The organism is Laribacter hongkongensis DSM 14985, from assembly GCF_000423285.1.
Taxonomy (GTDB): Bacteria; Pseudomonadota; Gammaproteobacteria; order Burkholderiales; family Aquaspirillaceae; genus Laribacter; species Laribacter hongkongensis.
This window is the reverse complement of sequence record NZ_AUHR01000001.1, coordinates 11,153-36,960: the sequence shown is the minus strand read 5'-3', so window position 1 is coordinate 36,960 and position 25,808 is coordinate 11,153. Positions and strand designations below refer to the sequence as shown.

At 61.7% G+C, this 25,808-nt stretch carries 23 protein-coding genes and 3 tRNA genes; 4 read left to right on the top strand and 22 right to left on the bottom strand.

Translation table 11 applies throughout. The annotated features are described in order from the left end of the window. Nucleotides 1-184 precede the first annotated feature (184 nt). The 9 genes from G542_RS17755 to G542_RS15415 all read right to left on the bottom strand — a co-directional run bounded on the left by G542_RS17755 (nt 185) and on the right by G542_RS15415 (nt 9,126). Nucleotides 185-1,066, bottom strand: coding sequence for a glycosyltransferase family 2 protein (locus G542_RS17755; RefSeq protein ID WP_081666685.1), 882 nt, complete (start codon nt 1,064-1,066; stop codon nt 185-187). Then, nucleotides 1,059-2,108, bottom strand: coding sequence for a glycosyltransferase family 4 protein (locus tag G542_RS17750; protein ID WP_081433662.1), 1,050 nt, complete (start codon nt 2,106-2,108; stop codon nt 1,059-1,061). Before G542_RS17750 ends, G542_RS17755 begins: the two co-directional genes overlap by 8 nt. Next, nucleotides 2,105-2,938 (bottom strand): glycosyltransferase family 2 protein, encoded by an 834-nt coding sequence (locus G542_RS17745; RefSeq protein WP_162142312.1) that lies wholly within the window; start codon nt 2,936-2,938, stop codon nt 2,105-2,107. The genes G542_RS17750 and G542_RS17745 overlap by 4 nt, the downstream gene beginning before the upstream one ends. A 40-nt stretch (nt 2,939-2,978) precedes the next feature. Next, nucleotides 2,979-3,743 carry a glycosyltransferase family 2 protein gene (locus G542_RS0100165; RefSeq protein WP_012698391.1) on the bottom strand — a complete coding sequence of 255 codons (765 nt, stop codon included), beginning with the start codon at nt 3,741-3,743 and terminating at the stop codon, nt 2,979-2,981. After that, nucleotides 3,740-5,521: a lipid A export permease/ATP-binding protein MsbA gene (msbA, locus tag G542_RS15420; RefSeq protein WP_051189816.1), complete on the bottom strand. Its 1,782-nt coding sequence runs from the start codon at nt 5,519-5,521 to the stop codon at nt 3,740-3,742. Before msbA ends, G542_RS0100165 begins: the two co-directional genes overlap by 4 nt. Before the next feature lie 68 nt (nt 5,522-5,589). Continuing rightward, complete coding sequence (gene ptsP / locus G542_RS0100155; RefSeq protein WP_012698389.1) at nt 5,590-7,347, bottom strand: phosphoenolpyruvate--protein phosphotransferase; 1,758 nt, start codon at nt 7,345-7,347, stop codon at nt 5,590-5,592. 67 nt (nt 7,348-7,414) lie between these two features. Further along, nucleotides 7,415-7,684, bottom strand: a complete 270-nt coding sequence (locus tag G542_RS0100150; RefSeq protein ID WP_012698388.1) for an HPr family phosphocarrier protein — start codon at nt 7,682-7,684, stop codon at nt 7,415-7,417. Beyond that, nucleotides 7,677-8,078, bottom strand: a complete 402-nt coding sequence (locus G542_RS0100145; protein WP_012698387.1) for a PTS sugar transporter subunit IIA — start codon at nt 8,076-8,078, stop codon at nt 7,677-7,679. The genes G542_RS0100150 and G542_RS0100145 overlap by 8 nt, the downstream gene beginning before the upstream one ends. Before the next feature lie 64 nt (nt 8,079-8,142). After that, complete coding sequence (locus tag G542_RS15415) at nt 8,143-9,126, bottom strand: precorrin-2 dehydrogenase/sirohydrochlorin ferrochelatase family protein (protein ID WP_012698386.1); 984 nt, start codon at nt 9,124-9,126, stop codon at nt 8,143-8,145. Nucleotides 9,127-9,202: 76 nt separating this feature from the next. On the opposite strand from G542_RS15415, the gene G542_RS15410 reads away from it, so the two are divergent. Continuing rightward, nucleotides 9,203-10,045, top strand: coding sequence for a DUF3025 domain-containing protein (locus tag G542_RS15410; protein WP_012698385.1), 843 nt, complete (start codon nt 9,203-9,205; stop codon nt 10,043-10,045). 132 nt (nt 10,046-10,177) lie between these two features. Here the strand turns inward: G542_RS15410 and G542_RS0100130 are convergent, their stop codons facing one another. Then, complete coding sequence (locus G542_RS0100130; RefSeq protein WP_034984660.1) at nt 10,178-11,236, bottom strand: YeiH family protein; 1,059 nt, start codon at nt 11,234-11,236, stop codon at nt 10,178-10,180. 199 nt (nt 11,237-11,435) lie between these two features. Next, entirely contained in the window at nt 11,436-12,179 is a 744-nt protein-coding gene (locus tag G542_RS0100125; RefSeq protein WP_012698383.1) for a c-type cytochrome, read from the bottom strand. Nucleotides 12,180-12,309: 130 nt separating this feature from the next. Here G542_RS0100125 and G542_RS0100120 point away from each other — a divergent pair. Then, nucleotides 12,310-12,386, top strand: a tRNA-Arg gene (locus G542_RS0100120). 76 nt (nt 12,387-12,462) lie between these two features. Here the strand turns inward: G542_RS0100120 and G542_RS17740 are convergent. The 8 genes from G542_RS17740 to G542_RS0100080 all read right to left on the bottom strand — a co-directional run bounded on the left by G542_RS17740 (nt 12,463) and on the right by G542_RS0100080 (nt 17,783). Further along, nucleotides 12,463-13,248 carry a BUD32 family EKC/KEOPS complex subunit gene (locus G542_RS17740; RefSeq protein ID WP_012698382.1) on the bottom strand — a complete coding sequence of 262 codons (786 nt, stop codon included), beginning with the start codon at nt 13,246-13,248 and terminating at the stop codon, nt 12,463-12,465. 55 nt (nt 13,249-13,303) lie between these two features. Further along, nucleotides 13,304-13,380 (bottom strand) — tRNA-Met (locus G542_RS0100110). A gap of 45 nt (nt 13,381-13,425) precedes the next feature. Beyond that, nucleotides 13,426-13,502 (bottom strand) — tRNA-Met (locus G542_RS0100105). A 62-nt stretch (nt 13,503-13,564) separates the two neighbouring features. Continuing rightward, the gene (locus G542_RS0100100; protein WP_027823081.1) at nt 13,565-14,386 is read right to left on the bottom strand and encodes an undecaprenyl-diphosphate phosphatase; all 822 of its coding nucleotides are present in this window, start codon (nt 14,384-14,386) and stop codon (nt 13,565-13,567) included. A gap of 75 nt (nt 14,387-14,461) precedes the next feature. Further along, nucleotides 14,462-15,076 carry a thiol:disulfide interchange protein DsbA/DsbL gene (locus G542_RS0100095; RefSeq protein WP_012698380.1) on the bottom strand — a complete coding sequence of 205 codons (615 nt, stop codon included), beginning with the start codon at nt 15,074-15,076 and terminating at the stop codon, nt 14,462-14,464. A 31-nt stretch (nt 15,077-15,107) separates the two neighbouring features. Then, on the bottom strand, nt 15,108-15,845 hold the full coding sequence (locus tag G542_RS0100090) for an SPOR domain-containing protein (protein ID WP_034984657.1): 738 nt from the start codon (nt 15,843-15,845) through the stop codon (nt 15,108-15,110). Nucleotides 15,846-15,907: 62 nt separating this feature from the next. Further along, complete coding sequence (locus G542_RS0100085; RefSeq protein ID WP_027823079.1) at nt 15,908-17,413, bottom strand: YifB family Mg chelatase-like AAA ATPase; 1,506 nt, start codon at nt 17,411-17,413, stop codon at nt 15,908-15,910. 70 nt (nt 17,414-17,483) lie between these two features. Further along, a complete protein-coding gene (locus G542_RS0100080) occupies nt 17,484-17,783 on the bottom strand; it encodes an accessory factor UbiK family protein (protein WP_012698377.1) in 300 nt (99 codons plus the stop codon). A gap of 176 nt (nt 17,784-17,959) precedes the next feature. On the opposite strand from G542_RS0100080, the gene G542_RS0100075 reads away from it, so the two are divergent. Both G542_RS0100075 and G542_RS0100070 read left to right on the top strand, forming a co-directional pair. Then, complete coding sequence (locus tag G542_RS0100075; protein WP_012698375.1) at nt 17,960-18,298, top strand: P-II family nitrogen regulator; 339 nt, start codon at nt 17,960-17,962, stop codon at nt 18,296-18,298. 37 nt (nt 18,299-18,335) lie between these two features. Then, nucleotides 18,336-19,751 (top strand): ammonium transporter, encoded by a 1,416-nt coding sequence (locus G542_RS0100070; RefSeq protein WP_027823078.1) that lies wholly within the window; start codon nt 18,336-18,338, stop codon nt 19,749-19,751. Nucleotides 19,752-19,829: 78 nt separating this feature from the next. On the opposite strand, the gene G542_RS0100065 is transcribed toward G542_RS0100070, so the two are convergent. The 3 genes from G542_RS0100065 to G542_RS0100055 form a co-directional block, all read right to left on the bottom strand. Further along, entirely contained in the window at nt 19,830-20,990 is a 1,161-nt protein-coding gene (locus tag G542_RS0100065) for a pyridoxal phosphate-dependent aminotransferase (protein ID WP_027823077.1), read from the bottom strand. A gap of 212 nt (nt 20,991-21,202) precedes the next feature. Next, on the bottom strand, nt 21,203-22,648 hold the full coding sequence (locus G542_RS0100060; RefSeq protein ID WP_012698372.1) for an efflux transporter outer membrane subunit: 1,446 nt from the start codon (nt 22,646-22,648) through the stop codon (nt 21,203-21,205). Beyond that, entirely contained in the window at nt 22,645-25,803 is a 3,159-nt protein-coding gene (locus G542_RS0100055; protein ID WP_027823076.1) for an efflux RND transporter permease subunit, read from the bottom strand. The genes G542_RS0100060 and G542_RS0100055 overlap by 4 nt, the downstream gene beginning before the upstream one ends. Nucleotides 25,804-25,808: the final 5 nt, after the last annotated feature.

Below are 25,808 nucleotides of genomic sequence, written 5' to 3'. Positions count from 1 at the left end.
AAGCGAAAATATGATTATCAGACTGGTTGTTGAAATGATTTGAACGATTTTTGAAGTGTTCATTTTGTTTTATATGTTTTGTAAAATTTCTTTAAATTAAGGAAAAAATCCATAACAATAGGGGCTGTGGAGTAGAGGAATAGTCGTATTTTACTTGCGATTTTTTCGCTTTTGTTGGCTGCAATCAGCTTGAGTTTCTCTTTTTTTGTTTTTTTGTTTTAAACAAATCTTCAATTAATGACTCTTTTTCATAGAGAGCCGTTAGGTGGTTTAACACTATGGGAGAGGGAGAATTCGTTGCCGCTGTTTTGAGCATATCTAATAGTTCGATTTTGGTGTTGAAAGTTTTTTTTGTAAAGCTGGAAATGACGGCAGCGGTAGATATCCTGTCCTTTTTTGAGGTTGTACCTCCACGTCGGTAAAGTACCAAAGGTTCTGGAATTGTGAGAGCTCTCCCCATCGCAATGGCTCTGAAAGCCATTAGCATGTCTTCAGCTACGGTTCCTTGTGGGATTCCTCCATATGATTCATATAGCTTCCTGGTCCAGGCTTGGGCTGCACCAATCAATTTCGGATGGCCGAGCTTTATCCAGTCATCCATGTCCTGGTATTTTGCAAGGTCAGTTACAGAAATTAGTCCATGTGTCCTGCTTTCTGAATCCAGATCTTTTAAATAGCAGGCAATCAAGTCCACGGAATAGCTTTTCTCTCGCCAAACCTTCATGACGGTGCTGACCCGGTGAGGTAGTGAAATATCATCGCCTGCCGTCATGAAGAAAAAATTTCCGCTTGATAGCTTGATGGCTTGGTTTATATTTTCACCAATTCCTACATTTTCTGGATTCTTGTGGTGGATGAGTTTGTGTGGCCCAGGATAATTTCTGGAGAATTCAACAACCTTTTCAAAGGTGGAGTCTTGCGAGGCATCGTCGCAAATAATGATTTCTGTATGGGGATAATCTTGACTTACGGCTCCTTCAAGAGCTTCCAGAATCGTCTGTTCTTGATTGAAGGTAATCAAGAGCATGCTTGCTAGTGGATATTTTTGCTCGGCTTGGTTATGCATTTTCTAAAAAAGAAATCAGTTTGTTAACATGATGGTCCAAGTGCACATCATATGTGATATCGCTTTCGTTAGTAATGTGCGGCCTGATATTCTGGGTGAGGTTTTGAATGGCGGAAGCGAGTGATTCCGTGGTTTGTCCGAATTGGATACATGCAGCGGGGCGGAGGACCTCTGTAGCTCCGATTCCTTCTGCCAGTAATACTGGTGTTCCACAAAGAATGGATTCTGTTGCTACCAATCCAAATGCTTCATATTTTGAGGCTAGAATTGTGGCATCTGCAGCTGCGTAAATATTTTGTATGTCTGTAATGTGCCCTAAATTGATGGCTTTGGGGTGTTTTAAGTCGGCTTTTCCTGCTACTAACAATTTTGCGTTTATATGGTATTGATCCAGTGTGTTCAAAATAAGTTCTGAGCCTTTGAGCTTGTGATTGTTTGATGGGAAGAATAGGACTAGTTCGTCATCTTTGAGCTGAAGGAGGCTTCTGGTTGCTTCTCTGCTTTCTCTTGCTGAAATATTGAATTTTTTTGTGTCTATAGGTGGGTATAGTGTTGCTGTTTTTTCTCTTTTTTGATGGTAGTGGCCTATTATTTCTTCTTGGACTTTTTTTGAGTGACTGATTAATATTTTTGAGTTTTTGTAAAATGAAAGCTCATGGCTGATGGTCAGCTTGTTGAATAGGCCGCGGGCTGTTTTTCCTTTGGCATGCAAATGCCCTATGTGCGTTCCTCCGGCTATGGCTATGTCTGCTCCATAAGGGGTCCTTGAAATCCCTATCGTCGGCCATGCTGGATTGCACTGTTTGTGAGCTACTCTCTCAAAAATCAGATTGTTGAGTCGGGAAAATGGGGTTTTATCTTTGATTGTTACCAGCTCGATCTGTGCTGGTTTTAATCTAGGCCATTGGGCTTTTCTTGCAATGCCTCGGACTTGTATGCCCTTTCGTGCAAATTCGGTCATTATGTCCATGACGTATCTTTCCATGCCGCCACCAGGACAGATGGAGTGAAATATCAGATTAATGCCTGTAATGGATTTCATAGCCTCTCCCCTAGGGACATATTTTTTATTCCGGATTTTGCATGTATATGGGTTGAGGATAGAGTGGCCTCCAATTTTTTCCAGTTTTCACCAGAAAAGGTCCGATCGTTTTCTTTGTGCCAAAGATGTAGAACGGGCACAGAAAACCTGCCGTTTTTGATACCGACTCCATTCCGGATGAGTCTTGCTGCAAGGTCGGAGTCTTCATAGCCCCATCCGGAAAATGACGCATCAAATCCATTGACGGATTCGAAGGCATTTTTCCATACCCCGATATTGCAGCCACGCAATGTTTTCCAGTTTTCAGCCTGCTTTCTGCGCCATGCCTGGCTATCAATACGTAGCCAGCCCAGAGAATTATTGACTGATTTTTTGAGTCTGAATTTTAGCCAGTCGAATTTGTTCCATAGGTGGGAAGCAGTGATTGAGCCAGTGAGATAGTCAAGAGTGAAATCTTGTGACATCAGTATGCGGTTTCCTGCAATAGCCCATCCATTTTCGGCAAGCCTGCCATGCTGATAAACAAAATCAGGTAAAGGGATGCAGTCGCCGTCCAGAAATACAAGATAATCACCAGTGGATCTGGTCGCCGCCAGGTTACGGATTTCTGCTAACCGGAATCCTTTGTCTTCATGCCAGACATGCTGTAAAGATATTTTGCTGTTTTTGCTGAAGTTATTTATTGTTTTTGTTGTCTCATCTGTCGATCCATCATCGGCAATAATGATTTCCCAGTCGTGATCCGTTGGTTTTTGATGGCAAAACCCGGTCAAGACGGCATGCAATGCATCTGGTCTGTTATATGTACTGATGATGACGGATATTTTCATTCTTGTTGATTGTATGTATATGAATGGATGTGGATGGTTATTACTGCGGTTTGGCTGCTCTGCTTCGCCGTATTTCAATTGCATTGGCGTACTTTAAATAGGAGCCCAGTCCTTTGCAAATGGATAACGTCAGACCATCCAGTCCGGCCAGAAAACCAGCCTTGACAAAGTAATGACGGATAAAAGCCCATGTGCCATGAGCAACAGGCTGCCAGACATGGAGCGGTTTGTTGCTGTCGGCCAGATTGCGGGCTAGCCATCCGGCGTATTTGCATTTGACAACCATGTCCGGATAGTCACGGTAGGAGTAATGGATGATGTGTGCGTTGATCCGGATGAAACTGCTTGCCTGGATGTAGGTATGGGCCGTGACGGGCGTGAAATCGGCCTTCAGGCGGTTGAACAATCGTTTCACGTAATCCGGATACTGCCCGGCGTAAGGAGTGAACCGCTGGCCGATGTAATTGCGGCGACGGGTTTCGACCAGATCCACGCCCAGACTGTCCAGGTCAGTCCGGCTGATATAGTCGATCAGATCCTGCTCCAGCCGTTCGTCTGCATCCAGATTCAGGACCCACGCGTGCCGGCAGTGCGGCAAGCCGTGACTGCGCTGCGGGCCGTCACCAAGAAACGGTACCTGTACGATCACGGTGGCGCCTTCCTGTCTGGCCAGTTCCACCGTGCCGTCACTGCTGCCTGAATCGACGACCACGATGTCGTCACAGACGGTTTTCATCGAACGCAGACAATCGACAATGTTGTGTGCTTCGTTCAGGGTGATTACGAGGCCGCTGATCTGGGTCATGCTTGATCCTGCTGCTGGTTTGCAAGTGCTGTTTCGGTATGGAATTGCAGGCGGTGCAGCTGGGCATATATCCCCTCCTGCCGCAGGAGCACTTCATGTGCGCCTTCCTCGACAATCCGTCCATCCCGCATCACCACGATGCGGTCTGCCTTTTCGATCGTGGACAGACGGTGGGCAATGACCAGCGTCGTCCGGTGCTTCATCAGTTCATCCAGTGCAGCCTGCACCAGACGTTCCGACTGGGTATCCAGTGCACTGGTAGCCTCGTCGAGGATCAGGATGGGAGCATCCTTGATCAGGGCGCGGGCGATGGCGATGCGCTGGCGCTGCCCGCCTGACAGGCGAGTGCCGTTTTCACCGATCAGGGTGTCAAAACCCTCGGGCAATGTGGAAATGAACTCCATGGCATTGGCTGCCCTGGCCGCCTCGACAATTTCCTCCCGGCTGGCACCGGGGCGGGCGTAGGCAATGTTGTCGGCCAGCGTGCCGTTGAACAGCACGACATCCTGGTTGACCATGGCGACCTGCTGGCGCAGGTTGCCCAGCTCCAGTTCGGGCAGCGGGATGCCGTCCAGCGTGATCCGGCCGGATTGCGGATCGTAAAAACGCGGCACCAGGTTGGCCAGTGTCGTCTTGCCGCTGCCGCTGCCACCGACCAGTGCGACGGTTTCACCGGGGCGGATGTGCAGGGTGATGTGCTCCAGTGCTTCGCGCTCTCCTTGCGGATAGCGGAAACCGACCTGTTCGAACCGCAGTTCGCCCCGGGCACGCGTCAGGGTCTGGCGGCCCTGGTTGGTTTCTTCCGGAGAATCCAGTAGCGTGAACACGCTTTCAGCAGCAGCCAGGCCGCGTTGCAGGATCTGGGTCACGGTGGTGATGCGCTTGACCGGGGTGAACAGCATGATCATGGCGGTCAGGTAGCTCATGAAATCGCCGGCACTGAAGCTGCCTTCGGCGGCACGCAGGCCGGCCGAGTAGATGATGACGGCCAGCGCCACCGAGACGATCAGCTGGGTCACGCCGGTATTCATCGAACTGGCCGATACCTGCTTGACCAGGTTGCGGCGCAGGCCATGGGCCGCCCGCATGAAGCGGGACTGCTCGAATTCCTGTCCGCCGTACACTTTGACGACCCGCTGGCCGTCCACGGCCTCGCCCAGCACCTGCATCATCTGGCCCATTTCATGCTGGTTGATGTGCGAGAGCTTGCGCAGGCGGCGGCCGACCAGCCGGATGCCGATGCCGACGACCGGAATCATGATCAGGCAGATCAGGGTCAGACGCCAGTCGGTCCAGAACAGCAGGCCCAGCAGGCCGGCAATGGTGACGCCGTCGCGTACGCTGACCGTGATCACGTTGAATCCGGCGTCGGATACCTGGTTGACGTCGTTGCTCAGGCGTGAAATCAGGCGGCCGGAGGCATTGTTGTCGTAATAGCTGACCGGCAGGCGCAGGAGCTTGACAAACATGGCTTCGCGCAGGCGCACGACCAGCCGGCTGGCCAGCCAGGTGGTGGAGTAGTCGTTGCCGAACGAAGCCAGGGCACGCACCACGAACAGGCCGACGATGCTCATGGAGGTCCACAGCAGTTCGTGCGGGTTGCGGTTGACGAAGCCCTCGTTGATCAGGGGCTTCATCAGGGAGGCAAACAGAGGCTCGGTGGCCGAGGCGATCACCATGGCGATGATCGACACGGAAAACACCTTCCAGTCGTGCCGGAGATAGCCGGCGAGGCGCTTGTACAGCGCCCAGCTCGAAGCCTTGATGGGCTGGGTCATGCGAAGCCTTGCTGCTGAAAACCCGCAATAATACCGCAGCTTGCGTGCATGCAGGCAGCAGGCGTCCGCTAGCCGGCGCTCGCCACGGCAGCTGCCGGCATCTCGTTGAGCTGGGTCAGGTAGTCATGGATTTTCATCTCGTCCTGCGTGCGCAGGATTTTGCTGACGACCGGGGCAATGCGGTCCAGATGGGTGTCGAGTACGGCGCGCTTGACCGCCAGCAGGTTGGCCGGCGGCATCGAGAACTTGCGCAGGCCCATGCCGAGCAGAAGACGGGTCAAGCGGGCATCGCCGGCCATTTCGCCGCAGACCGACACCGGTACGCCGGCCTTGTGGGCGGTCTTGATCGTGTGCCAGATCAGGTACAGCACGGCCGGATGGGTCGGGTCGTACAGGTGGCTGACGGCGTCGTCGTTGCGGTCGATGGCCAGCGTGTACTGGATCAGGTCGTTGGTGCCGATGGAAAAGAAATCCACATGCTTGGCCAGCATGTTGACGGTCAGGGCCGCAGAAGGGATTTCGATCATGGCGCCGACGTTGATGTCGCGGTCAAACGGGATGCTCTCGGCCTCCAGCTCCTGCTTGGCCAGCTCCAGCTGGGAGACGGCCTGCCGCAGTTCACCGACCGAGTTGACCATCGGAAACAGGACGCGGATGCGGCCATAGTGCGAAGCGCGCAGGATGGCTCGCAGCTGGGTGCGGAACAGCATGGGTTCGGCAAGGCACAGGCGGATGCCGCACAGGCCGAGGGCCGGATTGTCAGCCGTGGTGTGCTGGCTCCACTTGGGATTCTTGTCGGCACCCAGGTCCAGCGTGCGGATGGTGACCGGCAGGCCGTTCATGGCCGCTGCGGCTTCGCGATAGGCGCCGAACTGTTCGTCCTCGGTCGGCAGGCTGTCACGTCCCAGAAACAGGAATTCACTGCGGAACAGGCCGACACCGGTGGCACCGGCGGCCAAGGCATCCGGTACGTCCTGCGGCAGTTCGATGTTGGCCACCAGTTCCACCGGCGTGCCGTCGGCGGTCTGGGCATTGGCCTTCTTGATGCTGGCGAGCTTGCTCTTCTGCACCCGCCAGGCGCGCAGGCGCCGCCGGTATTCGGTCAGCACCGTGTCGTCCGGGGCCACGATCACGGCGCCCTGGATGCCGTCGACGATGATCAGCTCGTCTTCGCGGATCAGCTGCCGTGCGGTGTGGGTGGCGATGACCGAAGGCAGGTCGAGGCTGCGCGCCAGAATGGCGGTATGGCTGGTGGCGCCGCCGACGTCGGTGATGAAGGCGGCGTAGTTGGAGTCCTTAAAATACACCATGTCCGCCGGTGACAGGTCGTGTGCCACCAGGATGGCGTCGTCGATCAGGTCGTCGGCTTCCGGCAGGTCGCCGTGGTCGCCGGCGAGGTTCTTGTAGATGCGCTCGACCACCTGCATGACGTCCTGCTTGCGCTCGCGCAGGTAAGGGTCCTCGATCTCGTTGAACTGTTCCAGCAGCCGGTCGGCCTGGAGCTTGAGTGCCCACTCGGCGTTGCAGTGCAGGGTGTCGATGACCTGGCGCGGTTCGCGCGAAATGGTGGCATCGTTGAGCAGCATGATGTGCAGCGACAGGAAGGCACCCAGCTCGGCCGGCGCGTTTTCCGGAATGTTGCCCCACAGCATTTCCAGCTCTTTGCGGGTGGCGCGGATCGCTTCGTCAAAGCGCACCAGTTCGGCCGGGACTTCGTGCGGCTCCAGCGGGTAATGCACCACGTCGATGCTGTTGTGCGAAATCAGGTGGGCACGACCGATGGCGATGCCGCCGCCGATGCCGATACCGTTCAGGACAATGCTCATACCCTGTCATTCCTTTGTGCCCGGAGCCAGAGGACCGGGCCGGAGCGGGCCCCGCAGGCCCGGTCAATCATTCGGCTTCGTCAAAACGGTTGTTGATCAGGGCTTCCAGCGCCGACAGGGCCGCTGTTTCATCTTCGCCGCTGACTTCGATGTGGACGCTGGACCCCTTGCCGGCGGCCAGCATCATCACGCCCATGATGCTTTTGGCGTTGACGCGGCGGTTGTTGCGCGAAATCCAGATGTCGCTCTTGAACTGTCCGGCCAGACGGGTGAACTTGCTGGAGGCCCGTGCATGCAGGCCGAGCTTGTTGATGATTTCGAGTTCTTTTTCAATCACCGGTGTGTCCCCCCACGATATACATGACGCCTTCCAGGCCGCCGGTCACGGCCTTGCTGATCACGGTTTCCAGCGGCTGGCTGCTGTAGCACAGCGCACGCACCAGCATGGGCAGGTTGACGCCGGCAATGGCCTCGACCTGTTCGGCCACGATCAGGCGGCTGGCGATATTGGACGGGGTGCCGCCGAACATGTCGGTCAGGATCACCACGCCGTCGCCGTGTTCCAGTTGTTCCACCAGCCGGCGGGCTTCGCCGAGCTTGGTGTCAGGATCGTCGTTCTTGTCGACTTCCAGCACGCACAGGTTGTCCGGCTCGCGCTGGAGTACATGGCGGGCACAGTCGGCCAGACTGTGGCCCAGATTGCCATGGGTAATGATCAGGATGCCTACCATGTAGCAGACCTCGACGCGGTTGGCTGCAATTCCATGCAGATGAATACAGTTGATGTGCGCAATTCTAATCTGCCTGTACGCCAAGGGCACGGCTGACGCGCAGGCCGGCGTTGCGCCAATACGTCATCCACTCTCCGCCTTGCCGGCCGTCCCCCGGCAGCAGCAGGGTGATCCGCTGTCCGTTCCGGGCCAGCCCGGCCAGGTGCGGCAGCCAGTCATCGGGGCGGAGCAGGTCCAGCAGCAGGCGGTCGGCGTCGCGTCGCGCCAGGGCCAGCACCGGCTCGGCAATCGTGGCCGGATGTGCCAGCAGCCCGGCGCGTTGCAGGTATTGCAGGCCGCGCAGGGTCAGTTCGTCCGGCGCACCGCTGCCGCAGCCGACAATCAGGATTTCCCCTTCGGCCGCAGTCGTGCCGGCGCCTGCGAGCTGTTGCTGCCAGTCGGCCACAGTGGCTTCCGGGCGGCCCGCCAGGGCATCCGCGATGGAGGGCGCTTGCAGTGCCTGCTCCCAGAAACGGCGCCGCTGCTCCGGGTCGGTCAAGCGCTGTTTGACTGCCGGGCGCAGGGTTTCTGCGGCGTCGGCCAGCCGGCCCAGCCCGGCCGGCAGCAGGGTTTCGAGCCGGGCGCGGACCTGGCGGGCCAGCACTGGTGCCGCGCCGCCGGATGAAACGGCGACCATCAGCGGCGAGCGGTCGACAATGGCCGGGAAAATGGCGTCGCTGAAAGCCGGCGCATCCACCACGTTGATCCAGATGTCCCGCGCCCGGCAGCAGTCGGCAGCAGCAGCGTTGACAGCGGGATCGCTGGTTGCGGCAATCACCAGCCGCGGCCGGGTAGCCAGCAGGGCTTCGGCGCTGAACGGCACTGCCTGCCAGGTCAGCCGGCCGGCTTCGGCCCAACCGGCCAGTTCGGTGCAGGCCGCCGGAGCCAGTACGGTCAGGCGGGCGCCGGCGGCCGTCAGCAGACGTGCCTTGCGCAAAGCCACCGTACCGGCGCCGATCAGCGTGACCGGGCAGCCGTGCAGATCAAGGAAAAGCGGTAGATAGCGCATGCCCATGCCCAAGCCGGAAGATGGCCGATCATAGCCGAGGCTTGGGGGTGACGGGGTGCCGCGTTAGCATGCAGCCATGCATACGATTTCCTGCTGGCGCCCGCACTGGGCGCGTGATCCCTGGCTGGCCGCGTGGCGCGACCAGGTGCCTGGTCCGGAACGGGCAGACTGGCCGCAACAGGCCGGTTTTGACGAACTGCTGGCCGAGGCCCGGCTGCGCGGGCGGGCGGTGCCGGCGGCACTGCGCTTCAGCGTCGGTCTGGAGCCGCCTGACTATTACGAATGCCATATCGCCGCCACCGGCGAAGTACCCACCCGCCCGCACAACTGGCACGACTGGTTCAACGCACTGGCGTGGCTGGTGTGGCCGCGGCTGAAGGGCGCGCTCAACCGTCGCCACCTGTGGGCGATGCAGGCACAGGGAGAAGTCCGGCGCGGCCCGTGGCGGGATGCCGCCACCCTGCTGGACGAATCCGGCCTGATCGTGGCAGCCAGTGATCCGCTCTGGCTGGATGCCCTGGACCACATGCGCTGGACCGGGCTGCTGTGCGGCGAGGCGCGCCGGCACTGGGGCCGGAGCATCGAGGTGCTGCCGGTCGGGCATGCCCTGCTGGAGCAACTGCTCACACCTTTTGCGCGCATTACCGGCAAGGCGTGGCTGGTGCAGGTGCCGGCCCGCTACTTTGACTGGCCGCTGCCCGAGCGCCGTGACTGGCTGGACCGGCAACTGGCTGCACGGCTGGACGACGGGCTGGTGCTGGCGCGGCCGGCCTGTCTGGCGCCATTGCCGGTACTGGGCGTACCCGGCTGGTGGCCGGCCAACGAGTCTGAAGCGTTTTACGCCGACCCGGGCGTGTTCTGCCCGCGCCGGCGTCATCTGGGGTGTGCCGAGCGACTGGACCTGACTGGCGTGGACTGAGTTTCCGGAGTTGCCTGCAGCAGGTGTCCTGTCTGTAACAGGGCCAGTTCCGTCACCGGGTTCCGGCCGGAGGCAAGCCTGAGCGAATCCGCCGTTGTCCGCCGCGTCATGCCGGACCCGGCTGTTGCCTCATCAGGCCAGCAGGTGCCAGCCTTCGGTGATCAGGGCGCCGCCCGCGATCAGCCAGACAAACAGGATGGCAGCCAGTGCCAGCGGCCTGGGACCGGCGGAGCGGATGGCGCTGGTGTGCGTGGTCAGGCCCAGTGCAGCCATGGCGCAGGCCAGTGCCACGTCGTCGATCCAGACGATGGCCTGGACGACGGCCGGCGGAATCAGGCCGGTGGAATTGATGGCGACGCACACGATAAAGGCGACGGCGAAGAACGGCACCTGGATGCGGCTGCGCGGGCGGGCGCTGTCTGCTGTCCGGTTACCGGTCTGACGAGCCAGCCACATCGACAGCACCAGCAGGAACGGCGCCAGCATCATCACGCGGATCATCTTGCTGACGACTGCGGCGTCGGCGGCCTGCGGGCCGATGGCCCGGCCGGCTGCGACGACCTGGGCGACTTCGTGGATTGTGGCGCCGGTGTAGACGCCGAACGTGGTTTCGTTCCAGAAGCCGGGAGCCACGTGTTGCAGCAGGGTCCACAGTGCCGGGTACAGGAACATGGCCAGGGTACCGAATACCACCACGGTAGCCACGGCAACGGCGACCTTGCTGTCGGCCGGCTTGAGGACCGGCTCGGTGGCGAGGACGGCGGCGGCGCCGCAGATGGAACTGCCGGCACCGATCAGCATGCTGGTGTCGCGGTCCAGACCGAATGCCTTGCGCCCCAGCCAGACGGCCAGCAGGAAGGTGCTGCACAGTACGGTGACGTCCGTCAGGACACCGGCGATGCCGACCGAGGCGACCTGCTGGAAGGTCAGGCGAAAACCGTACAGTGCCACGCCGAAGCGCAGCAGGTTGCCCTTGGCAAACAGTACGCCGGGTGCGGTGTGACGGGCAAGACGTGGATAGACCGAGTTGCCGATCACGAGGCCGGTCACGATGGCGTAGGTGAGGGCAGACAGGCCGGCCTGGGTGGAAAACGGCAGGCGCGACAGGAAAATGGCGAAAGTGGCCAGGGCAGCGGCCAGAGCCAGTCCGGGCCACAGGGCCGGAGCGGGAAAGCGGAACAGTCGGGACATGATTCGGAATGACGTGCCGGCAGCGCAGATGCTGCCGGAGGTGGACAACGGACGGTGTGAAGCAGACAAGCTTAGACAGCCAGGAGCTTTCTGTATAACGGTTAATTTCGATTGAGTCTATCCATATAACCAATATGCGATAACGCAAAAAAACGGCAACGCCATGTGGCGTTGCCGTTTGTTGTTGCCGGTGCCGGTTTTACTTGGCGGCGGCAGTCATGTAATGCACGGCAGCCTTGAATTCTTCATCGCTGCCGGTGAAGCCACCCTTTGGCGGCATGGCATTCAGGCCCTGGATGGCAGTGGTCAGCACGGCGTCGTCGCCCTTGGCCAGACGCGGACCCCAGGCGGCCTTGTCACCGAACTTCGGTGCCCCGGCCACACCGGCGGCATGGCAGGCCACGCAGACGCTTTCGTAAATCTTCTTGCCGGCCACTTGCGGATCGATGGCAGCACCTTCGGCACTGGCAACGGCCGGGCCGGTGAACTTGCCGCCGGCTGCATTGCCCATGAAGGCCACCGCACGGGCGACTTCGTCATCGGTCAGGTCAGTGGCGCCACCCTTGGCCGGCATGCCGCGGATGCCCTGGACAGCATGCAGCACCAGCGTGTCGTAACCCTGGCTCAGGCGCGGACCCCAGGCCGCAGCATCGCCAAACAGCGGCGAACCGGCCAGCCCGGTCGCGTGACAGGACGAGCAAATGGCCTTGTAGACTGCTTCGCCAGTGCGGCTGCCCGGAGCCGCACCGTCGCCGGCTACCGAGTCGCCGACCGGCTTGAGGCGGGCTGCGATGGCCTCCTTGGACATGACTTCGGCGTTGACAACCTGGCCGCTGGTGGCCAGTTTGGCCAGCAGCCAAATGCCGACGACGACCAAGGCGACGACCACGATCAATGTCTTCACCACCGAGCCGCTTGAAACCGTATTGTTTTGACTGCTCATTCTGTTCCGCCTTTGCAAGCAAAAAATGACATGAAAATCGCAAGGATTATACGGAATCCATAACGGTCCCGCAAAGCGGTGACTGGACTTGTGACAGGGGATTGTCTATCATGCGGCCTCTGTAGCAAATGCACCCGTAGCTCAGTTGGATAGAGTGACAGTTTCCGAAGCTGTAGGTCAGTGGTTCGATCCCACTCGGGTGCGCCAGACATCATGAAAAAAGGCCGTATCTTGCGATACGGCCTTTTTGCGTGTGCCGGCGGTGTTGTGCCTGGGCAAGGCATTACCCGGAGTGCATTATTTGTTCCAGCTCATGCAGGACGGCTCCGGCTGCTTGCAGTTCGACGATGTCGCGTCCCCATGGGCGGCGTTGCGAGGGCAGCCAGCGCAGCCAGGCCAGCCTGCGGGCAACAGCATGCAGTGCGGTCCGGACCGAGGAGGGTTCTGTTGCCAGCATGTCGTGCAGTTGCCGCGCAGTTTGCTGCGGTGGCTGCGACAGGTGGCGGGCGCAGCTCAGTAGGTACAGCAACCAGTCGCGGGCTTGTGCCTGTGGTACGGTCAGCCGCTCGGCCGGATCATCGTCAAAGTCGATCAGGTACAGGCGGTCGTCGTGCCAGATCAGGTTGCGGGCAAACGCCTGGCTCAGGTACTGCTCCTGCCGGTGTACGGCATGCAACAGTTCGAGTCCTTCCCGCCAGTAGGTGTCGGCCGGAAGCGGGCCATGTTGCAGCATGCTTTCCAGCGAATGCTGCCCGACGCGCTGCATGGCGAACCAGTCGGCGGCGATGTGATGAATGGCGGGGACCGGCAGACCGGCCTCAGCCAGTGCGCGCAGCCGGTTCAGCTCGACCTGCTGGCCACGGGCATCGCCCCACTGGGGGGCGGCCTGAAGGCAGGGCAGTCCGCACAGCCGGGCCATGGTATTCAGCAAGGCCAGCGGCCAGGTCGCACGTGCAGGACGCTGGCGCTTGATAATGAGCGGAATATCGTCGAGCGTGATTTCTATGGTGCGGGCATGGGTTCGGGCCAGCGCCGCTTCGATCGTGGCCAGGTGCTTGGCGTTCAGCATCGGTTTCCACACTCTGGTCAAGAAAAAGCCCTGACCGTCGGTCAGGGCTTTTTGCTGGTTGCGGGGGCAGGATTCGAACCTACGACCTTCGGGTTATGAGCCCGACGAGCTACCGGACTGCTCCACCCCGCGTCAGGGCTGTCGGACATCCTGAACGAATGTCTCCGGAATTCTTCTTGGTTGCGGGGGCAGGATTCGAACCTACGACCTTCGGGTTATGAGCCCGACGAGCTACCGGACTGCTCCACCCCGCGTCCGAGAAAGCGAATTATCCACAGGACAGGGGGGGGCGTCAAGCCGTTAACTGAATTAATTTTCAGCTGGCCCAGTTGATCCAGCCCAGCCACCAGCTGCCGAGGATGATGAGGCCGAACACGATCCGGTACCAGGCGAACATATTGAAGGTATGGCTGGCAACAAAGCGGATCAGGCCGCGCACGGCAACAAAGGCCGACAGGAAGGCAAACAGGAAGCCGGTGCCGAAGGTCGGCAGGTCGGCGGCAGTAAAGAGTTCCCAGTGCTTGAGCACGTCGTAGGCCGTGGCCGCGAACATGATCGGGATGGCGAGGAAGAACGAAAACTCGGTCGCCACGCGCCGGTCAAGGCCGAACAGCATGCCGCCGATGATGGTGGAACCGGAACGGCTGGTGCCCGGAATCAGCGAGGCAATCTGGGCCAGCCCGACCTTCAGGGCATCCAGATGGCTCATGTCGTCGATGCGGTGCACCCGGGCGGTGCACTCGCGCCGTTCGGCCCACAGGATGACCAGTCCGCCGACGACCAAGGCGCAGGCGACGGCCACCGGATTGAACAGGTACGACTTGATGGTCTTGATCAGCAGCACACCGACTATTGCTGCCGGCAGGAAGGCAATCAGCAGGTTGAGCACGAACTTGCGCGCCATGGTGCTGGTGGGCAGGTCGATGGCCACTTGCCACAGGCGGGCGCGGTATTCCCAGCAGACCGCCAGAATGGCGCCGAGCTGGATCACCACCTCGAACACATTGCCGATCCGGTCGTCAAAGTTGATCAGGTCACCCACCACGATCAGGTGGCCGGTTGACGAAATCGGGAAAAACTCGGTCAGGCCCTCGACGATCCCCATGATCGCGGCCTTGGCAAGCAGCAGCCAGTCCATCTTGTATGTTGTCCGTTCGGGTTCAAACAAAAACCGGGGTGGTCCCACCCCGGTTGGTCCGCACGTTGGTCGTGCTTATTTCTTCTGTTCTGCGCGCACTTTGTCGACCAGCTCGCCGACCACCTGCATCATGCGCTCGGGTGCTGCCGGAGTGACGGCATACTTGCCGCCCACCACCAGCATCGGCGTACCTTCCACTCGATAGGCGCGGGTCAGCTGGGTGGCGCGGGCCGGAGCCTGGGCCACCGAGAACGAGTTGTAGACCTGCATGAACCTGGCTGCATCCACACCCTGTCTGGCTACCCAGTCCTGCACGATCTTCGGGTCGCGCAGGTCAAGGCGTTCCTGCTGCACGGCGATGAAGGCAGCATGGTGCAGCTTGCCGCTCTGGCCACTGGCCTGGATGGCGGCAAAAAGACGGGCCAGGCCATCCATGCGCTTGTCCCACACGATCTGTTCGCGGCGGAAATCAACATCGGCCGGCTTGTTTTTGGCCCAGGCCTCGCTGGCCGGTTCCAGCTTGAAGCAGTGGCCGCAGCCGTACGAGAAGAACTCGATGACTTCGACACGGTTTTTGTTGGCTACCGCCTGCGGTGCGGCCAGTGGCGTGTAGTCGGTGCCCGGCTGGATGGCGGCGTGGGCGGTCAGGGACATCAGTCCGGCGAGGCAGGCAACAAGCCATTTTTTCATGTCAGTAAAAACCTTGGGTTCGGTAAGGGGATCAGTCAGCTTTGACGACAACAGGATTGAATCCGTCCTGCTTTAGCATGGCCTTAACCCGGGCGATGTCCTCGGGTTTTGAGTACGGGCCGATGCGCACCCGGTGCAGCAGGCCCTTGTCGGCCACCTCGACCGAGGAAATGCTGGCCTCCACGCCCGAAAGCGCCAGCCGGGCCTTGAGGTTGTCGGCTTCGGTTTCCTTGGCAAACGCGCCCAGCTGGAAAAACACCTTCTTGCCGGCCGTGGCGGCGGCCGGTTTGCCCTCCGCCGGCTTGCTGTCTTCGGCGGCAGCCTTTTTGGCCGGCGGCGGACTGGCTGGCGGTGCAGCCGGAGCGCGCTCGGCCGGCAGTTTGCCGTCCTTGTCGGCCAGCAGCTGGTAAAAATCGTAATTGGGCGTTGCCGGCTCGGCCGGTGCAGCGGCTTCCGGCCGGTCGGGCGGGGGCAGGGTCTGGCTGCCCGGAATGCTGGGCACCACTTCCGGCGCCGTGCCTGACTGTGTGCCCGGCGCCAGGGTCTGCGGGCTGGCAGGTGCCGACGGAGCCGGCCGCAGCGGGACCTTCTCGCTGAACGGCAGGGCGCTGCGGTTGAGGTAATAGACCGTACCGGCAGCCACACCGACCCCGACGATCAGGCCGATGACAATGCCGGAGCCCAGTCCGCCACCGGATTTTCCGCGGCGCGGGGCACTGCGGGGTGCGCTGCGTGCTGCGCGGGAAGACTTGTAGTCACGAGTGGCCATGGACGCGGAGATTCGGATAAGTCATCAAAAATGGCGGCGATTATAACAGTCCGCCATACGCTTTAGCGTGCCGTCAGGCCGCGGCGGTAATGGATGGCCTCGGCAACGTGCCGGCTGTCCGGGTGCGGTGCCGCATCCAGATCGGCCAGCGTGCGCGCCACCCGCAGGATGCGGTGATAGGCGCGGGCCGACAGGCCCAGTTGCCGGATGGCCTGATGCAGCAGGGCGCAGGCTACCGGTTCCGGCGTGGCGACCGCTTCCAGCTGCGAGCCGGCAAGAGCGGCATTGCAACAGCCCTGCCGTTCCAGCTGGCGCTGCCGGGCGGTAACCACGCGGGCGCGGACCACGGCACTGCTTTCGCCCGGCGGAGCCTGCTGGAGCTCTTCTGCCGTCAGCGATCCCGTTTCCAGCATCAGGTCCACCCGGTCAAGCAAGGGGCCGGACAGCTTGTGGCGATAGCGGTCGATGGTGGCGGGTGTGCAGCGGCAGCGTCCGCCAGGATGGCCCAGATAGCCGCACGGACACGGATTCATGGCCGCGACCAGCTGGAAGCGGGCGGGAAAACGTACGTGGCGGTGCACGCGGGCAATGTCCACTTCGCCGCGCTCCAGTGGCTCGCGCAGGTTTTCCAGCACCTTGCGGTCGAATTCCGGCAATTCGTCCAGAAACAGGACACCACCATGCGCCAGCGTGATCTCGCCCGGACGCGGATCACTGCCGCCTCCGATCAGGGCGGCAGCAGAGGTGTGGTGATGAGGAGAACGGTAAGGGCGCTGGCCGAACTGGTCAGCACGAAAACTGCCGGACAAAGACTGGATGCTGGCGACTTCCAGCGCTTCCTGCCGGGTCAGCAGGGGCAGGATGCCCGGCAGGCGCGCGGCCAGCATGGATTTGCCGGTACCGGGTGCGCCGCTGAGCAGCAGGGAATGTCCGCCGGCTGCGGCGACTTCCAGTGCCCGGCGGGCGGCCGCCTGGCCGCGTACGTCCGCGAGGTCCGGCATGCCGCAGCTGTCCGCCGGCACTGCTGGTTCCGGGGCCGGTTGCGAAGGCAGGGGCGCGCGACCGTCCAGATGCGCCACCAGGGCAGCCAGATGCGGCGCGCCGATGACGGTCAGGCTGCCTGCCAGTGCGGCTTCGGCAGCACTGGCCTGCGGCACGAGGAAGGCATGGCCGGTCCGGGCCACGGCGCAGGCCATGGCCAGTGCCCCGCGTACCGCGCGCAGCTCGCCGGACAGGCCGAGTTCTCCGGCGGCCTCCACCGTTTCCAGCGCGGCGGCAGGCAGTTGCCCGCTGGCCGCCAGGATGCCCAGTGCAATGGGCAGGTCAAACCGGCCGGAATCCTTGGGCAGGTCGGCCGGTGCCAGGTTGACGGTGAGGCGGGCGGCCGGAAAGTCAAAGCCGCTGTGGAGCAGGGCGGCGCGCACGCGGTCACGGGCTTCGCGGACCTCGGTGTCGGGCAGGCCCACGAGGGTAAAGGCCGGCAGGCCGTTGGCCAGATGGACTTCGACGGTCACTTCTGGTGCATCGGCACCGGCCAGTGCACGACTTTTGACGGTGGCTAGGCTCATGGCGGGGCGCAGGCGGGCTGGGAGGCAATGAAAACGCCGGCTTGAGGCCGGCGTGCGGGGAAAGGCAGGATCAGGGCTGGGTGTCACTGCCGGCCGGCGGCGTGGCCGGCGTGCTGTCGGCCGGCGCGTCCTTGAAGGCCAGCGTGGCTTCCAGCTCGGTCAGGCGGGTTTCGAGTGCGGCAAGCTGCTCGCGGGTACGGGCCAGCACTTCCTGCTGCACGTCGAATTCTTCGCGGGTCACGAGGTCCATCTTGGTGAATGCCGCGCCCATCAAGGAACGCACGTTCTTTTCGATATCCTTGGCCGGGCTCGCAGCCAGCGTTTCGCTGATCTTGTGGGAGAGTTCGTCAAACAGTTTCTGGCTCAGCATGGTGCGTTCCTCAGCGTTGCAATAGAGCGAGTGTAGCAAAGCCCTGTCAGCTGCGTGTCATGTTGATGACTGCCAGCTGGCACGAATGCTGCATGGCACAGGGTGTGGGCATCAGCGGCTTACGCTTCAATGTCATATGAATTATTTTGTTTCTGACACACCCGGAGAACGCAATCATGAAATTCGTATCGGCCATCATCAAGCCGTTCAAGCTCGACGAAGTGCGCGAGGCTCTGGCAGCCGTCGGCGTACAGGGGATCACCGTCACCGAGGTCAAGGGTTTTGGCCGGCAGAAAGGCCACACCGAGCTCTATCGCGGGGCCGAGTACGTGGTGGATTTCCTGCCCAAGGTCAAGCTGGAAATCGCCATCGAGGACGACCAGCTCGATCGCGTACTCGAATCGATCGAAGGTGCGGCCCGTACCGGCAAGATCGGTGACGGCAAGATTTTCGTATACGACCTCGAGCAGGTCGTGCGCATCCGGACCGGCGAAACCGGCGCACGGGCGGTGTAACGCACCAGGCCCTGATGATTCATAGAGGAGAATCATGATGAAAAAGGCAATCGGCATTCTGGCCCTGGCAGGCGTGCTGGGCATCGGCACCGCCCTCGTCCTGACCCGGAGCGGCACCCCTGCGCATGTTCCGCTGGTCTCCATCACCACCCCAGCACCGGCTGACGGCACGGTACCGATCGAAACGGCCGCCGCCGGTACGGCTACGGCGGTACAGGCTGCTCCGGCCGCTGCCGTGCCGCCGGTACCGGCACCGAAACTCGACACCGGCAATACCGCGTGGATGCTGGTATCCACTGCGCTGGTGCTGCTGATGACCATTCCGGGGCTGGCGCTGTTCTATGGCGGCATGGTGCGCAAGAAGAATGTCCTGTCGACGCTGATGCAGAGCTTTGCCATCTGCTCGGTCGTGACGGTGCTGTGGTTCATGTTCGGCTATTCACTGGCCTTCACGCCGGGCAACGGCTTTATCGGCGGGCTCGACAAGATGTTCCTCAACGGGGTGGCGATCGATTCGCTGACCGGTACGGCGGGCGCCAACATTCCGGAAACCGTGTTCGTGGTGTTCCAGATGACGTTTGCCATCATCACCCCGGCCCTGATTGCCGGAGCCTTCGCCGAGCGGATGAAGTTTTCCGCCATGCTGGTGTTCATGGTGCTGTGGATGTTTGCGGTCTACGTGCCGGTGGCGCACTGGGTCTGGGAGCCGACCGGCTGGATGTTCAAGGACGGCGTGCTCGACTTTGCCGGCGGTACGGTAGTGCACATCAACGCCGGGGTGGCCGGTCTGGTATGTGCGCTGGTGCTGGGCAAGCGCGTGGGCTTTGGCAAGGAAGCCATGCCGCCGCACAACCTGGTGCTGACCATGGTCGGTGCCTCGATGCTGTGGGTGGGCTGGTTCGGTTTCAACGCCGGCTCGGCACTGGAAGCCAGCGGACGCGCCGGCATGGCGATGCTGGTGACGCAGATTGCCGCCGGCACCGCCGCCGTCAGCTGGATGCTGGCCGAGTGGGTGATGAAGAAAAAGGCATCGGTGCTGGGGATTGTCTCGGGTGCGGTGGCCGGTCTGGTGGCGATTACGCCGGCCGCAGGTTTTGTGGACCCCAAGGGTGCCCTGCTGCTGGGCGCGGTGGCCGGCATGGTGTGCTACTGGGGGGCCACCGGCCTCAAGCACTGGATCGGTTATGACGATTCGCTGGATGCCTTCGGCGTGCACGGAGTGGGCGGCATCATCGGGGCCATCCTGACCGGCCCGCTGGCCGTGGTCGCCATCGGCGGGGTGGAGGGCAGCATCGTGACCCAGTCGATCGCGGTTGCCGCTACCGTGGGCTACACCCTGGTCGTGACCTTTGTCCTGCTCAAGCTGGTGGACCTGCTGCTGGGCCTGCGGGTCAGCACCGAAGAGGAACGCGAGGGCCTCGACCTGGTCCTGCACGGCGAGCGGGTGGAGTGACCCCTGCACCTTGTCCGGCAGCACAAAACACAACCGCCCCTGAGGGCGGTTGTGTTTTTGGACGGTTCCCGGCAGGGATCAGACCAGACCCTGGCGGCGCATGTCTTTCAGCACGGCCACGAAAGCGGTCATTTCGCCCGGGGTGCCCAGCGTCAGGCGGTTCCAGCCGTCGTAGTGGTCAAACGGGCGACCCACCATCATGTGGCGCTTCTTCATTTCTTCGCGGTAGGCGGCCGAGCTGCCCTTGACGCGATGCAGCATGAAGTTGGCCTGCGACGGCAGGTATTCCAGTCCCAGTTCGTCCAGCGCCTTGGTGGTGATCTGGCGGGCCAGGGCGGTGGCCTGCAGGCTGCGCTGGATGAAGGCGGTGTCCTGGAGCGAGGCATTGGCGGCCACGGCGGCAGCGATGTTGGTGTTGTCGATCGAGCAGAACTCGTTCAGGCGCGCGGTGGTGGCCGGAGCCGCCAGCGTGTAGCCGATCCGCAGGCCGGCCAGGGCGTGGATCTTGGAGAAGGTACGAGTCACGATGACATTCGGCTTGCCGGCCTGCACCCACTTGACGGCGCTCTGGTAGCGCGGGTCGGTCACGTATTCGTGGTAGGCCTCGTCAAACAGGAAAGTGACGCTGTCCGGTGCACTGTTGATCCACGGGGCAATCTCGCTGTCAGGCGTGATGGTGGCTGTCGGGTTGTTCGGGTTGCACAGGTACACGAGGCTCTTGCCCGGGAAGGCTTCGACCGCTTTTTTCATGGCCGGGATGTCGAGCTGGTGCGCGGCATTCAGGCGCACCTTGGTGACCTTCATGCCGATCGACTTGGCGTATACCTCGGCAGAGTCAAAGGTCGGGTCCGGCACGACCAGCTGCACGTTCGGGCCGCCAAAGGCGTGCACGGTGGCCTGGATGCATTCCGACGAACCGTTGCCGAGCGACACCATGTCCGGCTTGACGCCGTTAACCTTGGCCAGCGTAGCGATGACCTCTCCGCGGGCCGCGTCCGGATAGCGGAAGGCTTCCGGCAGGGCGGCCTGGATGGCCTTGGTGGCCTTGGGCGACATGCCCAGCGAGTTTTCGTTGAAGTTCAGCAGGACCGGCGCATTGGCGCTCGGGACGGGAACCTTGCCGATCAGCTTCTTGTCTGATGCAGTCAGTGCCGCAGCGTAACCTTGCGAGGGCAGTGCCGCCAGGCTGGCCATGCCGAACAGCAATCCACCGGATTTGAGCAGGGTGCGACGATCCATGATGAACATCCCTTTGTGTATGTAACGTGATTAACAGATTTAAATACTATTCTCTGTATTGGTAACTCTTTTTGATATTAATCACCGTAATGAATGGTGATTAAAGTGTTTTTATTTGAATGTAATTGTTTACGCAAGACAAAACGCCATTGCAATGTGGCGGGTATGAAAAAAGCGCCCGAAGGCGCTTTTGAGGCAGGCGTGGCAGTCCGTTACTGCACCAGCACCGGAGGCGGAATCTCCCGTGCTCCCGGCTGGTCGTAACCGCCCCCCAGTGCCCGGTAGACACTGACGGCAGCATTGAGACGCGCCAGGCGGGCATTGGCCCGGTCCAGCTCGGACGAGAACAGGCTGCGCTCGGCGTCCAGCACGTCCAGATAGCTGGAATAGCCGTTTTCGTAGCGCAGGCGCGCCAGGTGTGCAGTGCGCTGGAGCGCATTGACCTGGGTATCCTGGGCGGCCAGCTGTTCGGCTGATTTCTGCTGGGCGGTGAGCGCATCGCGGGTATCGCGGAAAGCGTTCTGTACTGCCAGCTCGTAATTGGCCAGCGCTTCTTTCTGCTGGGCGGTGGCGGCCTTGACGCCGGCACCGGTCTTGCCCCAGTTGAAGATCGGCATGGCCAGCGCTCCGCCGTAGTTCCACAGGGCGGCCGGGCCGGTAAAGAGCTCGCCCAGTGCCAGGCTGGCGCTGCCAACGGCGCCGGTCAGCGAAATGCTCGGGAAATACGCCGCGCGGGCAACGCCGATGCGGGCATTGGCCGCGACCAGCTGCTGCTCGGCCGACACCAGGTCCGGACGGGCCAGCAGCAGGGTGGACGGCGTGCCGTCCGGCAGCACCGGCGGCACCACGATCCGCGACAGTTCTTCACCGCGCGGGACCTCGGCTTCGAACACTTCGCGCGGGTTGGCGCCGACCAGTACCTTGAGTGCGGTCTCTGCCTGCGACACGGCTTGCTCGTAGCGGGGTACCGCCACGCGGGCAGTGGCGGTTTCCGCCTCGGCCTGACGGTAGTCGAGCTCCGAGATCAGGCCGCCGTGATAGCGCTTGGCGTAAATCTGCAAGGCTTCTTCACGGCTTTTCAGCGTGCGGCGCGAGATGTCCAGCTGCTCGTCGTAGGTACGGAGCTGGAAATAGGCATCGGCCACGCTGGAGGTCACCGACAGCGCCACCGTGTCGCGGGCCGCTTCGCTGGCGCGCAGGCTGGCCAGGGCCGCCTCGCGGTTGCGGCGCAGCTTGCCCCACAGGTCGAGTTCGAACGAAGCCGCCAGCGAGGCCTGGTAGCTGTCCATTACCGGATTGGTGCCGGTGGTCGAGCTGTACAGCGAATTGCGGCCGCGGGTGGCGTCGGCTCCGGCATTCAGTTGCGGCAGCAGGTCGGCGGTGGCGCTGGTGAGCTGGGCCTGAGCCTGCTCGATGCGGGCCACGGCTGCGGCAAGGTCGCGGTTGTAATTGAGGGCGCGGTCCTCCAGTGCGTTGAGCGCCGGATCGTTGAACTGCGTCCACCAGTCGCGCGAGATGCGCAGTTCCGGGCTGCCGGCGGGCGTGCCGTAGCTGTCCGGCAGCTCCATTACCGGGCGCTGGTAATCCGGGCCGATGGCGCAGCCGGTCATCAGCAGGGCGAGCGCCACGGGTGCAATGGCAAAGTGGCGGCGCATCATGACTGGCCCTCCTCGGAATGGTGTTCGGCTGCCGCAGCGGGCGGCGGTGCCTTGGGTTTCTTGCGGGTGCCGATCCGCATGATCAGGACAAAGAACAGCGGGATCAGGAAGGTGGCGATGAAGGTAGCGCCCAGCATGCCGCCGATGATGCCGGTCCCCAGCGAGTGACGGCTGGCCGCACCGGCGCCGGACGACAGCACCAGCGGGACGCAGCCGAGCACGAAGGCCAGCGAGGTCATCAAGATCGGGCGGAAGCGCAGGTGGGCGGCCTCGATGGCTGCCGGAATCAGGTCCACGCCTTCGTCGAGCTTCAGGATGGCGAATTCCACGATCAGGATGGCGTTCTTGGCCGCCAGGCCGATCAGTGTCACCAGTGCCACCTGGAAGTACACGTCGTTGGACAGGTCGCGCGCCCAAGTCGCCAGGATGGCGCCGAACAGGGCGAACGGCACTGCCATCAGCACGGCCAGCGGCAGTTTCCAGCGCTCGTACTGTGCGGCCAGGATCAGGAACACCACGATCAGGGCGAAGATGAAGATCTGCGCCGACGTGCCGCCGGTGGCGATTTCCTGATAGGCCGAGCCGGTCCAGGCGATGGTGAAGTCGTCACCCAGCGTGTCGCGTGTCACCTCCTGCATGGCGGCAATGGCTTCGCCCGAGCTGTAGCCGGGGGCCGGGCCGCCGATGACCTTGGCCGAATCGAACACGTTGAAGCGTTCCTGGTTTTCCGGACCGGTGATCCAGCGCACGTGGATCAGCGAGCCCAGCGGGATCATCTGGCCGCTTTGCGAGCGTACGTAGACCTTGTTCAGGTCGTCCGGACGCGAGCGGTAGTCCGATTCCGACTGGATCTGCACCTTGTAGGTGCGGCCGAACTTGTTGAAGTCGTTGACGTAGAGGGCGCCGAAGGTGCTTTGCAGGGTGTCGAACACCTGGCTGACCGGCACGCCGTACGACTTGGCCTTCTCGCGGTCGAGTTCGACGTAGAGCTGCGGCACGTTGGCCGAATAGGTGGTGGAGACACCGGCCAGTTCCGGCCGCTTCTGGGCGGCGGCGACGACTTTCTGTACCGCTTCGGCCAGCGCGGCACTGCCGCCGGAACCGCGGTTCTGGATGTAGGCTTCAAAGCCGCCGGTACTCGACATGCCGGAAATCGGCGGCGGTGCCAGCCCCATCAGGAAGCCGCCCTTGATGCCGGCGCCGATGCGGAACACGTCGCCCACCACGGCGTCGGACGACAGCGCGGCGGTCTTGCGCTCGCTCCACGGCTTGAGCGTGACGAAGCTGATACCGGCGCTGGTCTTGTAGGCGCCAGACAGCAGGTCAAAGCCGGAGAAGGTCACCACGTTTGCCACTGCCGGGTTTTTCATCATCTGCTGGTCAAACTGCTTCATCACCTCTTCGGTGCGCGACAGCGAAGCGGCATCCGGCAGGAAGGCTGCAGCCAGCACGTAGCCCTGGTCTTCGTTCGGCACGAGGCTCGAGGGCACGGCACGGAACAGGCCGATGGTGATGGCGATCAGGCCGGCAAACACCAGCAGGCCGACGCCGGTGCGCTTGAGGAAGAAGCGCACGCCGGCGGTGTAGCGCGCGGTCATGCGGTCGAAGAAGTTGTTGAACCAGACGAAGAAGCGGTTGGGGTGGCTGTGGCCTTCCTTGAGCAGCAGGGCGCACAGGGCCGGCGTCAGCGTGAGGGCCACGATGCCGGACAGCACCACCGAAACGGCAATGGTGATGGCGAACTGCTTGTACATCTGGCCGGCCAGGCCGCCCATGAAGGCAACCGGCACGAACACGGCGCACAGCACCAGCACGATGGCGACCACCGGGCCGGACACTTCCTGCATGGCCTTGATCGAGGCATCCACCGGACCGAGCTTTTCGGTCGACATGATGCGTTCGACGTTTTCCAGCACCACGATGGCGTCGTCCACCACGATGCCGATGGCGAGCACCATGCCGAACAGCGTCAGGGTGTTGATGGAGAAGCCGAGCGCGTACATGCCGGCGAAGGTGCCGATGATCGACACCGGCACGGCCAGGCAGGGGATCAGCGTGGCGCGCCAGTTCTGCAGGAACAGGTAAACCACGAGGAACACCAGCACCATGGCCTCGAACAGGGTCTTCTGCACTTCCTCGATCGAGATCTTCACGAAAGAGGTGGTGTCGTACGGGATGCTGTAGGCGAGGCCGGTCGGGAAGCGCTGCGACATCTGCGCCAGGGCCTTGGTGACGTCTTCGGCCACCTGGAGCTGGTTGGCGCCCGGAGCGAGATAGATGCCCACCGGGATGGTCGGCTTGCCGTTGAGCGTACCGGCGAAGTTGTAGTCCTGGGCGCCGAGGTCGACGCGGGCGACATCCTTGAGGTAGATGGCCGATCCGTCAGGATTGGCGCGGATGATGATGTTTTCGAACTGTGCCGGATCAGAGAGGCGGCCCTGGGTGGTGACGGTGTAGGTGAAGTCGACCGGGTTCTGGATCGGCTCTGCCCCCACCTTGCCGGCGGCGAACTGCGAGTTCTGGTCCTTGATGGCGCTGACGACATCGGTCGGGGTCAGGCCGAGCTGCACCAGCTTGTCCTGGCGCAGCCAGATCCGCATCGAGTAGTTCTTCGAGCCGAAGATCGAGGCGTCACCGACGCCCGGAATGCGCTTGAGTTCGTCCAGTACGTTCAGCAGCACGTAGTTGGAGATGAACAGTTCGCTGTATTCACCGCCAGGCGAGCTGAAGGTGGCGATCTGCAGGATGTTGGCGGACTTTTTCTGTACCGTCACGCCCTGCTGGCGCACTTCCTGCGGCAGCTGCGCGGTGGCAGCCTGCACGCGGTTGTTGACGTTGATGGTGTTCTGGTCGGGGTCGGTGCCGATGGCAAAGGTGACGGTCAGCACCATGGAACCGGACGAGTCGCTCGACGACTGCATGTACAGCATGTTGTCGACGCCGTTGATCTGCTGCTCCAGCGGAGCGGCAACGGTCTTGGCGATCACGTCGGCCGAGGCGCCGGGATAGACGGCGGTCACGGTGACCTGCGGCGGCACGATCTGCGGGTATTGCTCGATCGGCAGCACGCGCATGGCGGCGAGGCCGGCCAGCGTGATCAGGATCGAGATCACCGAGGCAAAGATCGGCCTGCGGATGAAGAACGCTGAAAACATGGACG

Coding starts and splice junctions, on each gene's coding strand:
- msbA (WP_051189816.1), bottom strand. CDS start 5,521: ATGACCCAGCCCATCAAGGCTTCGAGCTGGGCGCTGTACAAGCGCCTC.
- G542_RS0100090 (WP_034984657.1), bottom strand. CDS start 15,845: ATGGCCACTCGTGACTACAAGTCTTCCCGCGCAGCACGCAGCGCACCC.
- G542_RS0100100 (WP_027823081.1), bottom strand. CDS start 14,386: ATGGACTGGCTGCTGCTTGCCAAGGCCGCGATCATGGGGATCGTCGAG.
- G542_RS17750 (WP_081433662.1), bottom strand. CDS start 2,108: ATGAAATCCATTACAGGCATTAATCTGATATTTCACTCCATCTGTCCT.
- G542_RS0100145 (WP_012698387.1), bottom strand. CDS start 8,078: ATGGTAGGCATCCTGATCATTACCCATGGCAATCTGGGCCACAGTCTG.
- G542_RS17755 (WP_081666685.1), bottom strand. CDS start 1,066: ATGCATAACCAAGCCGAGCAAAAATATCCACTAGCAAGCATGCTCTTG.
- G542_RS0100055 (WP_027823076.1), bottom strand. CDS start 25,803: ATGTTTTCAGCGTTCTTCATCCGCAGGCCGATCTTTGCCTCGGTGATC.
- G542_RS15415 (WP_012698386.1), bottom strand. CDS start 9,126: ATGCGCTATCTACCGCTTTTCCTTGATCTGCACGGCTGCCCGGTCACG.
- G542_RS0100125 (WP_012698383.1), bottom strand. CDS start 12,179: ATGAGCAGTCAAAACAATACGGTTTCAAGCGGCTCGGTGGTGAAGACA.
- G542_RS0100060 (WP_012698372.1), bottom strand. CDS start 22,648: ATGATGCGCCGCCACTTTGCCATTGCACCCGTGGCGCTCGCCCTGCTG.
- G542_RS17745 (WP_162142312.1), bottom strand. CDS start 2,938: ATGAAAATATCCGTCATCATCAGTACATATAACAGACCAGATGCATTG.
- ptsP (WP_012698389.1), bottom strand. CDS start 7,347: ATGAGCATTGTCCTGAACGGTATCGGCATCGGCGGCGGCATCGCCATC.
- G542_RS0100165 (WP_012698391.1), bottom strand. CDS start 3,743: ATGACCCAGATCAGCGGCCTCGTAATCACCCTGAACGAAGCACACAAC.
- G542_RS0100130 (WP_034984660.1), bottom strand. CDS start 11,236: ATGTCCCGACTGTTCCGCTTTCCCGCTCCGGCCCTGTGGCCCGGACTG.
- G542_RS0100065 (WP_027823077.1), bottom strand. CDS start 20,990: ATGGATCGTCGCACCCTGCTCAAATCCGGTGGATTGCTGTTCGGCATG.
- G542_RS0100070 (WP_027823078.1), top strand. CDS start 18,336: ATGAAAAAGGCAATCGGCATTCTGGCCCTGGCAGGCGTGCTGGGCATC.
- G542_RS17740 (WP_012698382.1), bottom strand. CDS start 13,248: ATGCTGAACGCCAAGCACCTGGCCACGATCGAAGCGGCGCTGGCCCGA.
- G542_RS15410 (WP_012698385.1), top strand. CDS start 9,203: ATGCATACGATTTCCTGCTGGCGCCCGCACTGGGCGCGTGATCCCTGG.
- G542_RS0100085 (WP_027823079.1), bottom strand. CDS start 17,413: ATGAGCCTAGCCACCGTCAAAAGTCGTGCACTGGCCGGTGCCGATGCA.
- G542_RS0100080 (WP_012698377.1), bottom strand. CDS start 17,783: ATGCTGAGCCAGAAACTGTTTGACGAACTCTCCCACAAGATCAGCGAA.
- G542_RS0100095 (WP_012698380.1), bottom strand. CDS start 15,076: ATGAAAAAATGGCTTGTTGCCTGCCTCGCCGGACTGATGTCCCTGACC.
- G542_RS0100075 (WP_012698375.1), top strand. CDS start 17,960: ATGAAATTCGTATCGGCCATCATCAAGCCGTTCAAGCTCGACGAAGTG.